This window comes from Bacillus mycoides, from assembly GCF_018742245.1.
GTDB lineage: Bacteria > Bacillota > Bacilli > Bacillales > Bacillaceae_G > Bacillus_A > Bacillus_A cereus_U.
Genome location: NZ_CP036132.1, coordinates 1344848 through 1357320 on the forward strand (window position 1 = coordinate 1344848; position 12473 = coordinate 1357320).

Here is a 12473-nt window from a genome sequence, read left to right on the forward strand (position 1 = left end):
AATGTTATTATTTCATGGAAATATTTTAATCTTGTAAAAGCCCAATTTTTGAGGGAGTGGGAATAAAAAAACAAGGATTAAAGTTTTATTTTTCATATTTAGTCGTATGAGAGATTGAATAACTTATGCCAAAATGAATAAAAAATGAGAAGAAAAGAGACCAAACTCTACCTATATGTTCTTTTTAGTATTGAATTTTTAAATTATAGAAATTTTGGCTTAAAAATTGCATGAATATTTAAAAAGTAACGAAAAGGGAGGCAATACTCGGTGTGATATATATAGTTATTTGAAAGCGCTTCCTTTTAGCTGTCGATTTTTAAATGGAAATTAGATAGAGAAAGTAGGAGGAATGATAGGTGGGAAAAGTAGTTGGTTTAAAACGTTCATTAGGGCTTTGGTCAATTGTTATGCTAGGGGTCGGGTATATGACACCGATGGTTGGGTTTGACACATTTGGAATCGTTTCTGAAAAAACGGGCGGTCATGTTCCAGGAGCTTATCTTATTGCATTAGCAGGGATGTTGTTTACCGCGGCAAGCTACGGCAAAATGGTAAAGGTTTTTCCTACCGCAGGATCTGCCTATACGTATACACAGAAGACCATTAGTGCAAGGCTTGGGTTTCTTGTTGGATGGTCCGCGTTATTGGATTATTTGTTTCTACCGATGGTGAACGCACTATTAACGAGAATTTATATGTCAGCATTTTTCCCAAGTGTTCCTAATTGGGTATGGGTCATTGGCTTTGTTCTCCTGATTACATTAATAAACATGATTAGCGTAAATGCTACTGCTAATTTCAATACTTTCTTAGTAATATTTCAAGTATTAGTAATGGTCGTGTTTGTTTTTCTAGTTATAAAAGGCTTATTATCGGGAGAGGGAACAGGAGAAATCTTTTCCATTCAGCCGTTTTTTCAATCAGATATACAAATATCACCGTTAGTTGCAGGTGCGACAATTCTTTGTTTCTCGTTTTTAGGTTTTGATGCAGTAACTACATTTTCTGAAGAGACACCAAACGCGGAGAAAACAATTCCTCGAGCTATTTTTCTTACTGCTTTAATCGGTGGAGTTTTATTCATTACTACTACGTATTTTACACAATCTATGTTTCCAGATACATCTGTATTTAAAAATCAAGAATCAGCATCTCCAGAAATTGCACTATATGTTGGTGGGAAATTATTTCAAGCTTTCTTTTTAGTAGGAACCCTTATGGGGACACTTGCGTCCGGTTTAGCTTCTCATACAAGTGTATCCAGGTTACTATACGTAATGGGGCGAGATAATGTAATTCCGAAGAAAATATTCGGATACATTCATCCTCGCTGGCAAACTCCAGTATATAATATTATTTTTGTAGGAATTATTTCGCTCTTCGCTATATTCATTGATTTAGAAACAGCAGCATCTCTTATTAACTTTGGAGCGCTTATTGCATTTACATTTGTTAATTTGTCTGTGATTTCTTACTATATAATCAAGAAAAAAAGATATAAAACGATAAAAGATTTCTTAAATTACCTAGTTATGCCTATTTTGGGTGCTGCTACTGTAGCAGTACTATGGTTTAATCTCAATATCCATTCACTTATTTTGGGACTTTGCTGGGCTGCTATTGGAATTGGTTACCTTCTATATATTACGAACATGTTTCGTTCAGCTCCTCCGCAAATGCATTTTGAAGAAGTACAGGAAATATAAAGTGAAACTATAATCAGTGGGGGTTTTGTTCATCCCCCACTGATTATTAGCCCTCACCAATCGGGCGTTTACAGGCAGCAGGGCTCCCACCTAACTTCTGTGCTCCAGCCGAATTTTGAGGTGGGAGTTTTACTGCCCACAAATAGCGGGATAAAAAAGCAAAAGACATCGGGAATGGATCCGATGTTTTTTGCTTTGAAGATTGGGCAATCATGCAGTATTGCATAATTCATTCAACGATTCATAAGAAAGAGGGGCAAGTCTAGGGAGGATGGCTGATAAATGATGGTCAATATAGTATTTTCATTTGGCACAATTATTGCTTTGTACAATTAGTAAAAATATAAAAGCGGGGTGTTATTGTCGTAATCCAAGCAGAAAACATAATACAGTTGAACTTGAAAAGCATTTCATTGAAGGTGGTTGCAAAGTTATAGGAATAGCACGTCTAATATGCTAGTTGCATTTTTAACCTAAAGGAGGGACCAAATGAAACTGGATATTTTATTAGAAGAAGTGGAGAGACAACAAATCGGCTATTATTGCATTTTGTCGAATAGTCATCGTTACGATATAGCTGTTACGTATTCGCAACAGTTTCTTGGAAAAGCGATGGTTACCTCAATTCAAAATGGGAGAATGGTTTTATTAAGTCAAGAAGATATTGGAGAGGAACAATATTGGGCACCAAGGCTAGGAATTGAGGTAGAAGATATAGAAGAGCTTCAAAGCTTTTTCTATATGATTCTTCAGTCACAAAGGTTAGAAGAACAATATTAATAGAATAAAAGAAAGGGATGATTGATTGTGTATTATGATATTATTACGAGTCCGTGTTATGGAATAATTGAAAAAGTGTCTATTAATAAGGATTCGCGAATTTATGAATGGGAGCCATTATTCTCTATTAAAGATATGAATGGTAAACTGGAAGTAATTAAGATGGGATGTAGTGGAGAAGTTCAATCTTTAGAAGTAGAGGCAGGGGATAAAGTAATTCCAGGTATGGTATTAGCTTATATTCAAGAAGATCTTTTCGTTAGTGGTAGTGATTAAAGATAGAACAATGAGGAAGATGGAGGCGTTCATCTTCCTTTTTTTATTAGGTAAAGGAAAAAACGTTTTATTTTCAGATTAATTAAAAAAATATGTTTTTAATGTTACAATACAAATTAAATAGTTCAAAGGAGGAATAGCAACATGTTTTCCATTGCTCATAAAAAAATTAGACCTATTGTTTCTCTACCTATCGATCAATCTGAAAAGGAATGGAATATAGATGTTAAAAATATAAAAGAATCTTTTCTATTTTTAAAAAGAGAGGAGAAATTATTTGCATACGTTCATGTGAAGGATCTGCTATCAAATAGCAAGGGATTAACTTCTAAGGTATTGCTTTCAAATGCTGTTTCACTAGATACAATATGTCATCTTAGTAAAGATATTTCTTTAACAGCTCTTTTTCAAATTATTGGAGCGCCGATTGCGATAGTAAAAAATGAAATGGATGAGCTAACAGGATATATAAGAAGAGAGGATGTTTTTGCAGAACTATTTAAACAAGAAAATCAGAGTGTTGATATATTGAAAATTATTTTAACGTCTATTCCAATGGGGATTTTTGTAGTAGATTGTGAAAAGAAAATTGTAAATTGCAATGAGTCTGGTTTGAAGATGATTAAATCGACTCCTGAAAAAGTTATGAATGTACCAGCAGAAATGATTTTTAATGAAGAGCACATTAATAACGTATTTACAACGGGAAAAACGATCTTGAATCAATTACAAATCACAAATGAGATGGGTGTATTAGTTGACTATAGTCCGATTCCAAACTTTGATCAAAGTATTGAAGGGATGGTTATAATTGTACAAGATTTGCCGATGGTCGAGGACATGGCGATGGAAATTGAATATATAAAGGATTTAAATAAAGATTTACATGCAATTTTGTCTAGTATTTATGATGAAATATTAGTTGTTAATCATAAAGGGGAATTAATTCGTTATAGTGAAACTGTTATCAATGATTTTTGGGGGAGTAATTTGAAAGACCTTTTAGGAAAAAATCTTTTAGACTTAGAAAAGAAAGGATTATTTAGTCCATCTGTTACGCGATTAGTGTTGGAAAAACAAAAAAAGGTATCAGTTGTACAAGAAACAAAAAGCGGAAGAAAAATATTAGCAGTTGGAAACCCTGTATTTAATGAAAACGGAGAGCTTCATCGTATTATTATTGCCTCAAGGGATATTACCGAAGCAACGAGATTGAAGACGGAATTACATGAAATAAAGAAGATATCAGAGCAATATAAGAAGGAGTTAGATGACTTTAAAAATAAAGATCGTTTTCTTAAGAAGCTTATTTACTGTAGTCCGAAAATGGAGCAAATTATTAACCAAGCTAAAAAAATAGCAGATTTTTCTTCCAATGTTCTTATTTCTGGAGAATCTGGCGTGGGAAAAGAAGTAATTGCTCAGGCAATTCATCAACTTGGAAATCGATCTTCAAAGCCATTTTTAAAATTAAATTGTGGTGCAATTCCAGAAACTTTGTTAGAAAGTGAACTATTTGGTTATACGAAAGGTGCTTTTACAGGAGCCGATAAAAATGGAAAAGAAGGATATTTTAAGCGGGCTGATCAAGGTATTTTATTTTTAGATGAAATTGGAGAAATGCCTTTACATTTGCAAGTGAAGTTGCTTAGAGTCTTGCAAGAACAAGAAGTAATTCCTATTGGAAGTACAATACCTACGAAAATAAATGTACAAATTATTGCTGCTACAAATAAGAGTCTTGAAAAGATGGTGGAATCTGGAACATTCCGTGAAGATTTGTTTTATCGCCTAAATGTAATTCCGTTGCGAGTTCCTCCTCTACGAGAGCGAATGGAAGATGTTCCGGTACTTGCCTTTCATTTCTTGCAACAGTTAAATGAAAAATATAATAAAAATTATCATTTAACTCCAGATGCGCTTAGCTTACTAGAGTTTTACTCATGGCCAGGAAATGTACGTGAATTACAAAATATGATTGAACGTTTAGTAGTATCAGCAGACGATCCAGTAATTGAAGCGGAGTTTGTTAGTAAGTTTTTAACACCTGGTTATGACTTTAAAAAATCAAAACCAGTTATTACAAGAGTATTACCATTACAAGAAGCACTACATTCTGTAGAAGAACAATTGATTTTACTTGCAATGAAGCAGTATAAAACAACGACTAAGGCTGCAAAAGCTCTTGGAATCAGCCAATCTTCAGTGAGTCGTAAATATCAAAAAATTGTTAGTGAAAAAGGGATAGCGGCTGATATCATCTCTTATTCCTAAAAAAGGAGAAGGTCACATAGACTTCTCCTTTTTGTGTGCGCCCAGCATGTACATATTCTCTAGAGTTCAAGTCCGGGGTCGTGAAGGCGGTAGCGGTAATGATTAACGTTCCGTTTTATGCAAAATGGAATAGTGTATGCAGGAGTGCATAAATTGTTTGTTGTTTTAAGAAAATAGTCAGTTTATCCCGCTATTTGTGGGTAGGAAAACTCCCACCTCAAAATTCAGGTAGAGCAAAGAAGTTAGGTGGGAGCCCTGCTGCCTGTAAACGCCCGATTGGTGAGGGCAAATAATCAGTGGGGGATGAACAAAACCCCCACTGATTAAAGTTTCACTTTATGTATGATTCCTTTGAATTTTAAATATTGGCATGAAATTTGCTTATAAATATATAAACGATCGATAAAGGAGGATTCAATATAGTGCTAGATTTAAAAATGTATGTAAACGGTGAATGGAGAGACTCTAGTAATCAAGAGAAAAGAACGATTATTAACCCTGCGAATGGCAAGGGTATAGCATATGCACCTGAGGGAACGATTGAGGATGCAAAATACGCGATAGAAGTGGCAAGAGCGGCTTTTGATAGCGGAATTTGGTCAGAGACATCCACTGCTGAAAGGGCATCATATTTATTTAAAATAGCAGATGAAATTGATAAAAATATGGAAGAATTAGTATACCTTGAAACAATGGATAATGGAAAAACGTACCGTGAGGCAGAAGGAGATATTGGAGATGCAGCGGCTTGTTTTCGCTATTATGCCGGATTGATTACAAAGCCAGATGGTCAAACATATCATGTAGCCGATCCGATGCAAGCGATGGTTGTAAGAGAGCCAGTTGGTGTTTGTGGATTAATTGTTCCATGGAATTATCCGCTATTGATGAGTGTATGGAAAATTGCACCTGCTTTAGCAGCTGGAAATACAATTGTGTTTAAACCTTCTGAAGTGACACCAATCACTGCAACAAAGCTATTCGAAATCCTTGAAAAAGTAGGGCTACCAAAAGGTGTTGCCAATATGGTAATGGGGGCCGGTCCAATAGTAGGAAATGAAATTGCAGCGAGTAATAAAGTGGACATGATTTCCTTTACAGGTGGAACAAAAACAGGTAAGCACATTATGAGAACAGCGGCAGATAATATGAAAAAGATTTCGTTAGAACTTGGAGGGAAATCTCCAAATATTATTTTTGCAGATGCAGATTTTGAGACCGCTATTGATTATGCTCTATTCGGTATTTATGCAGGTAGCGGACAAGTATGTTCAGCAGGATCAAGAATCCTTGTAGAAGAAAAGATTTATGATAAATTTGTTAATAGTTTTGTAGAGCGAGCACAGCAAATTAACGTTGGGCCTGGTGATAATCCAGAATCAGAAATGGGGCCACTTGTAAGTCAAGAACATATGGAAAAAGTATTACGTTATATTGAAATTGGGAAAGACGAAGGTGCAAACGTTGCTTACGGAGGTAGACGAATAATGGAGGATGGAAAAGGTGATGGTTTCTTTATTGAACCAACAGTCTTTGTCAATGTAAAACCTGATATGCGTATTGTCCAGGAAGAAATCTTCGGTCCTGTTGTAGTAATTCAAAAGTTTAAAGACGAACAGGAAGCAATTGAGTTGGCAAACGGTACAGACTATGGTTTGGCTGGAGGGGTATTTACAGTTGATGGTGCAAAAGCAATGCGTGTGATTCGCAAACTTCGCGCAGGAATTACGTGGATTAATAGCTATCATCCAACATACAATGAGGCACCTTGGGGCGGATATAAGCAAAGTGGTATAGGTCGTAGTCTAGGAACGTTTGGTTTAGAAGAATTTCAAGAAATTAAGCAGATTAATATAAATCTAGAAGTAGAACCAATAGGCTGGTTTGCAAATAAAAAAAATGTAGGAGTGAAATAGATGGGAACGAACGTAGAAAATAAATTGAATGAGAAAGATGTAAAAGGTTCAAATGTAAATGAGTATATTACGAAAGTACTACAGTTAATTGAAAAAGAAAAGGTTACTGAAGAAGAGGCGAACTGGATTCAAAAAGAAACAGTAGATGGATTTAGAGAGCATGTAAACCCTGGTTTTCTTGCTTATAGAAAAACAGTAACAAAAGATGGACAATTTGCAGCAGTAGAATGGTCAGATGAAGGATCTTGTTTCATGGATATTAACGGTAAAAGATATATTGACTGTTTAGGTGGATTTGGAATTTATAATGTTGGTCACCGTAATCCGAAAGTGGTAAAAGCTGTGACAGATCAATTAAAACGTCAAGCATTGCACAGTCAGGATTTACTGGATCCACTTCGAGCAATGCTTGCAAAGATTTTAGCGGACATTACACCTGGTGATTTGAAATACGCCTTCTTTACAAACAGTGGTACAGAAAGTGTGGAGGCAGCATTAAAACTAGCAAAAATGTATAGTGAACGAACAACTTTCATTGCTACAACTCGTGCCTTCCATGGTAAGAGTCTTGGTTCCTTATCAGGAACGGCAAAAGGAATGTTCCGTAAGCCATTCTTACCATTGATTCCGGGTTTTCGTCACGTTCCATTTGGCGACATTGAGATGATGAGAAAAACATTTGAGACATGTGCATTAGTAGGAGAAGATGTCGCAGCAGTTATTTTAGAACCAATTCAAGGAGAGGGCGGTATTATTTTACCTCCAGAAAATTATTTGAAACAAGTACGAGAGCTTTGTGATGAGTTTGGATCACTCCTTATTTTTGATGAAGTACAAACTGGAATGGGACGTACAGGAAAAATGTTTGCTGCAGAATTATATGATGTAGTGCCGGATATTATTTGTCTTGCGAAGGCGTTTGGTGGAGGTGTAATGCCAGCGGGAGCTATTGTTGCGAAAGAAACAGTATTCAAAAGTTGGTTTGAAAATCCATTTATGCATACAACAACATTTGGAGGAAATCCTCTTGCATGTGCTGCTGCAATTGCAACAATCCATGTATTATTGGAAGAGAAATTACCGGAACGAGCTATGGAAGTTGGGGAGTATTTCTTAAATGGATTGAAACAAGCAGCAGAAGGGCACGAAGATAAAATCTTTGAAATTCGTGGTCAAGGTTTAATGATTGGGATTGAATTCCATAAAGACGAGATTGGTTATGAAGTGTCAAAGGCGATGTTTGATCAAGGTATTCTTGTTGCGGGAACATTAATTAACTCAAAAACAATTCGTATTGAACCATCCCTTACAATTAGTTATGAAGAAGTAGATACAGTTATTAATACGTTTAAATCTGTGCTAACTCAAGTAAAAGTAAAATAAATTTCGCAAAAGGTTATATGTGAATTCAAACGATTGAAACTATAATTAGAATAGATTTACCTGTATTTTATTACAGGAAGGCAGTGTAACGAAAAGTTACACTGCCTTTTTATTACATTTTATTCCGCTATTTGCGGGCAGTAAGACGCCCACCTCGAAATTCGGCGAATACGAGGAAGTTATGTTGTAAGTATTTACATATAATTTGTCTTAGTGTACTATTTAACTAACACACTAAGACAGGAGGGGGAAAATGAAAATCGAGTTTTCTCCAAACACACCAATTTACATTCAAGTAATGGAATGCATAAAAAAGGAAATTGTAACAGGACATTTATTGTCTGGTGATAAAATTCCCTCCGTACGTGAATTAGCGAGTGAATTGCAAGTAAATCCAAATACGATTCAACGTACATTTCAAGAGCTAGAACGGGATGAAGTTGTTGTAACACGTAGAGGAATGGGGCGATATGTAACGAATGAAGGGGAGAAAATTATGGAGCTGCGAAAAGATATGGCGAAAGAATTACTTCATTCTTTTATAGATGGAATGGACAATTTAGGTTTTTCAGAAGAAGAAATTCTTTCAATTCTTCGTTCTTCATTAAATAAGAAAAGGGAGGAGAACGAATGACAGAGCTATTAAGAATAGAGAATCTATGGAAGCGATATGGATTGAAAGCGGTGATCCGGGAATTAAACATAGAGATTACAGAAGGAAAAATCGTTGGGCTTGTTGGAGATAACGGGAGCGGGAAAACGACGTTATTGAAAATGATTGCAGGCTTGCAACATTCTTCAGAAGGTAGCATAGCAATTAACGGTAAAAAAATAGGGTTAGAGACGAAAGAAATCGTTTCATTTATGTCTGATAAGCCAGTCTTTGATGATTGGATGACTGTAAAAGATGCATTATTCTTTTATAGAGATTTTTATAAAGACTTTGATATTCAAAAAGCAGTAGGTACGATTGCGGAATTTAAAATACCATTAGAAGAAAAAATTACAGCATTATCAAAAGGTATGGTTGAAAAGCTTCAAATTATTTTAACGTTTTCTCGAAAAGCGAAGTTATACATACTGGATGAACCACTTGGTGGGATTGATCTCGTTTCTAGGGAACATGTACTTGAGCTAATCCTTAAATTTTATCGTGAAGATTGTACGCTGCTTATATCGACTCATTTAATAAGAGAAATCGAAAATATATTTGATGAAGTAATCTTTTTGAAAGATGGAGAAATAATATTGCATGAAAATGTGGAAGAACTACGATTTCAAAAAGGGAAAGCAGTACATGAGCTGTTTAAGGAGGCCTATGAGAAATGAATCAGCTTTTTCGTTATCTGTATAATTGTAATAAGAGAAAGATAGCCATTATTTACTTCGGATTTATTACAGTTTCATTAATTCTTTTATTTAATATGAAAGGAGTTTCAGGAGCTAGAATTTCAGGTAGGCAAGATATAATCATTATTATATTTTTAATCGTACTAGGTATAAATGGATTTGCAATTTTTCTAACAGGTATATCGTCTTTTCGAAAAATGCTAAAAAACTCTATGCTACGTTGTACTTCTATTTCAGCACAAAAGTATATATGTGCAAATGTTTTATTTTCTGTACTACTCTTTATGATTTTACTAGGAATAGGAATCATTTTTCTATACTATTTTTCTTTAAATATTTACAATGGAAAAACAAATTTAGGTGTTCAGCAAGCAATCCACAGTTTATATGATTATGGAATATTCCATCATATGTTATCTATTTTCTTATGGGGACTAGATTTTGTTAATATGCTAGTTTCAATTTATTTAATTATAGTAATTGTGAAGCTATTCAATGTGAAATCATCGATGAGTAAGATTGTTTGCGTAGTCTTATTCGTCATTTTTATCGCATTTAATGGGGGAATAACGTATATCTTTCAGCAAATAGAAAAGTATATGTTTGCCATAAATAATATTGGATTTATAGATCAAAATGGCTTTTTAAATACATCATTCTATTCTGGCACAGATATTACAGTTTTAAATCTATGTTTTAATTGTTTATTAACAATTATATTACTAGTCGTTACAGGTCGTATCATCGACAAAAAACTAGAAGTCTAAAGGAGGAGTAAGCATTGGGAAACGTAGTAGTGAAATTAGAAAATGTTCGAAAAAAGATTGGTAAGACAGAAATTATTCGGGGCTTATCATTTGAGGTTCAAGAAGGAGAAGTATATGGGTTCCTTGGACCGAACGGTAGTGGTAAGACGATGACAATTCGTATGATGACAGGTCTTATTTCGATGACAGAAGGTGATATTACAATTTGTGGCCATAGTATTCGCACAGAGCGTGAAAAGGCGCTAGAGCAAATTGGAGCGATTGTAGAAAATCCCGAGCTATATGATTATATGACAGGAATGCAAAACTTAAAGCAGTTTGCAAACATGGCAATTACCCCAATTAGTAAAGAGCGTATCGCTGAAATTATAAAGCTTGTTGATTTAGAGCATGCCATTCATAAAAAGGTGAAAACATATTCACTTGGAATGAAACAACGCCTAGGAATCGCACAAGCGTTACTTCATCAACCAAAAATATTAATTTTAGATGAACCGACAAATGGATTAGATCCAGCTGGTATTCGCCAAATTCGTGACTATTTACAACGATTAGCGAAGGAAGAAAATATTGCAGTCATTGTATCAAGTCATTTATTAAGTGAAATTGAATTAATGTGTGACCGCGTCGTTATTATAAAGCAAGGTGAGTTTGTGCAAGAGTATAACTTACATGAACAAGCGAAGCATGATGAAACGGTAGTTGTAGCGTTTGAAGTAGATCAAGTTCAGAAAGCAAATGAAATCATTAAAGGTAAGGAACAAGGGCATGTAATTGTGACACCTATAATGAAAGAAGAGATTCCGCAAATTGTAAAAGAGCTAGTAAATGCTGATGTACTCGTATACGGTGTTACTGTTCAAAATAAAACGTTAGAGGATGAATTCTTAGCGATTACAGGGGGAGTGAAAGCGTAATGTTTAAATTAATTCAAAATGAATTTTTGAAGTTACATGCGAAAAAAGGTATGTACATTTTAATAGGTGTAATTGCAGCATTGGAGATTTTGGGAGTTTTAGCGATGTTGAAATGGGGAGGAGGACATGAGTTTAAAGGATCATATTTAGACTTTGTAAGTTCAGAGATTGGTTTAATTACCTTGTTTGCAACAATTTTTGGAATTACGATTGCTTCTCGTACAATTACTGATGAGTTTCAAAAAGGTACAATTAAGCAGTTATTAATCCGTCCTAGAAAACGAATTACAGTTTTGTTCTCTAAATATATTACAGTGTTACTTACTATATTATTTATCATATTTGCTAGCACGTTAATCGCAATGATTATTGGCGGGATTGTAATGGATGGTAGTAAAACAGAATTAACGTTAGGAATCATAATGAAGTCCATTTTATATCAAGTACTTTCACCGTTCTTCTTTGCAACTCTTGCCTTTTTCTTGGCAAACGTATTTAGAAAGTCTGTATTACCATTAATTATTACGTTGTTCCTATTTTTCTTGCAAGGAGCAATTAATATGGTGCTAATAATGTTTGCAAAAGGTGTAGCGAAATTTGTGGTATTTTTCCACTTGAATTTAAGTGTTTACGACAGCAATAAATTAGTAAGTGGCGGAGTAGAACCACCATTTACAGAATTTACGTTTACAACTTCATTATTACTTGTAGTTGCATACTTTGCTGTATTACTTGTAGCATCAAGTGTATTATTCCAAAAACGTGACGTATTATAATAGAAAAAATCCCCGTGTTAACGGGGATTTTTATTAACCAGCTCTTTCTTCAATCGTTTCACGTTCCTAGCATGCTGCCAGCGTAAAATATCGGGTCTGTTTCAACTTCTTCTTGGTTTATAAAATGCAGCGAACACATATTTATTTAAGGATATACTGTTACTAAGTTGAAGATTGCTATAACACCCATAAATAGATCAGCTAAATCCTATACTACTTGAATTGTAGTGAATGAACTTAAAAATGTCATGTCAATTATAGCGGTATATCATTGAAACCGTTTTAATAGATATATTGTTTGAAATTATATGAGAAAAATAGGAAG

11 protein-coding genes are annotated in these 12473 nt (G+C 34.6%); all 11 read left to right on the forward strand.

Features of this window, described 5'->3' with window-relative positions; all coding sequences use genetic code 11:
• Window positions 1-359 precede the first annotated feature (359 nt).
• The 11 genes from EXW56_RS06805 (at window position 360) to EXW56_RS06855 (ending at window position 12148) form a co-directional block, all read left to right on the forward strand.
• Entirely contained in the window at window positions 360-1709 is a 1350-nt protein-coding gene (locus EXW56_RS06805; protein ID WP_215597325.1) for an APC family permease, read from the forward strand.
• 489 nt (window positions 1710-2198) lie between these two features.
• Window positions 2199-2489: an SAV0927 family protein gene (locus EXW56_RS06810; RefSeq protein WP_002149603.1), complete on the forward strand. Its 291-nt coding sequence runs from the start codon at window positions 2199-2201 to the stop codon at window positions 2487-2489.
• A gap of 27 nt (window positions 2490-2516) precedes the next feature.
• The gene (locus tag EXW56_RS06815) at window positions 2517-2765 is read left to right on the forward strand and encodes a biotin/lipoyl attachment domain-containing protein (RefSeq protein WP_002149602.1); all 249 of its coding nucleotides are present in this window, start codon (window positions 2517-2519) and stop codon (window positions 2763-2765) included.
• A 144-nt stretch (window positions 2766-2909) separates the two neighbouring features.
• A complete protein-coding gene (locus tag EXW56_RS06820; RefSeq protein WP_215597326.1) occupies window positions 2910-5039 on the forward strand; it encodes a sigma 54-interacting transcriptional regulator in 2130 nt (709 codons plus the stop codon).
• Between the two features lie 422 nt (window positions 5040-5461).
• Window positions 5462-6955, forward strand: coding sequence for an aldehyde dehydrogenase family protein (locus tag EXW56_RS06825; protein WP_002201230.1), 1494 nt, complete (start codon window positions 5462-5464; stop codon window positions 6953-6955).
• Complete coding sequence (locus EXW56_RS06830) at window positions 6956-8338, forward strand: putrescine aminotransferase (RefSeq protein ID WP_002149599.1); 1383 nt, start codon at window positions 6956-6958, stop codon at window positions 8336-8338.
• Between the two features lie 253 nt (window positions 8339-8591).
• Window positions 8592-8972, forward strand: a complete 381-nt coding sequence (locus EXW56_RS06835; protein WP_002158714.1) for a GntR family transcriptional regulator — start codon at window positions 8592-8594, stop codon at window positions 8970-8972.
• Entirely contained in the window at window positions 8969-9667 is a 699-nt protein-coding gene (locus EXW56_RS06840; protein WP_215597327.1) for an ABC transporter ATP-binding protein, read from the forward strand. The genes EXW56_RS06835 and EXW56_RS06840 overlap by 4 nt, the downstream gene beginning before the upstream one ends.
• Window positions 9664-10455, forward strand: coding sequence for a hypothetical protein (locus EXW56_RS06845; protein ID WP_002158712.1), 792 nt, complete (start codon window positions 9664-9666; stop codon window positions 10453-10455). Before EXW56_RS06840 ends, EXW56_RS06845 begins: the two co-directional genes overlap by 4 nt.
• Window positions 10456-10469: 14 nt before the next feature.
• The gene (locus EXW56_RS06850; protein WP_215558201.1) at window positions 10470-11372 is read left to right on the forward strand and encodes an ABC transporter ATP-binding protein; all 903 of its coding nucleotides are present in this window, start codon (window positions 10470-10472) and stop codon (window positions 11370-11372) included.
• On the forward strand, window positions 11372-12148 hold the full coding sequence (locus EXW56_RS06855; protein ID WP_016104267.1) for an ABC transporter permease: 777 nt from the start codon (window positions 11372-11374) through the stop codon (window positions 12146-12148). Before EXW56_RS06850 ends, EXW56_RS06855 begins: the two co-directional genes overlap by 1 nt.
• The last annotated feature ends 325 nt before the right edge of the window (window positions 12149-12473 follow it).

Excerpts from the sequence above, each read along its gene's own strand:
- EXW56_RS06810 (WP_002149603.1), top strand. The coding sequence starts at position 2,199 with ATGAAACTGGATATTTTATTAGAAGAAGTGGAGAGACAACAAATCGGC.
- EXW56_RS06845 (WP_002158712.1), top strand. The coding sequence starts at position 9,664 with ATGAATCAGCTTTTTCGTTATCTGTATAATTGTAATAAGAGAAAGATA.
- EXW56_RS06830 (WP_002149599.1), top strand. The coding sequence starts at position 6,956 with ATGGGAACGAACGTAGAAAATAAATTGAATGAGAAAGATGTAAAAGGT.
- EXW56_RS06835 (WP_002158714.1), top strand. The coding sequence starts at position 8,592 with ATGAAAATCGAGTTTTCTCCAAACACACCAATTTACATTCAAGTAATG.
- EXW56_RS06855 (WP_016104267.1), top strand. The coding sequence starts at position 11,372 with ATGTTTAAATTAATTCAAAATGAATTTTTGAAGTTACATGCGAAAAAA.
- EXW56_RS06820 (WP_215597326.1), top strand. The coding sequence starts at position 2,910 with ATGTTTTCCATTGCTCATAAAAAAATTAGACCTATTGTTTCTCTACCT.
- EXW56_RS06840 (WP_215597327.1), top strand. The coding sequence starts at position 8,969 with ATGACAGAGCTATTAAGAATAGAGAATCTATGGAAGCGATATGGATTG.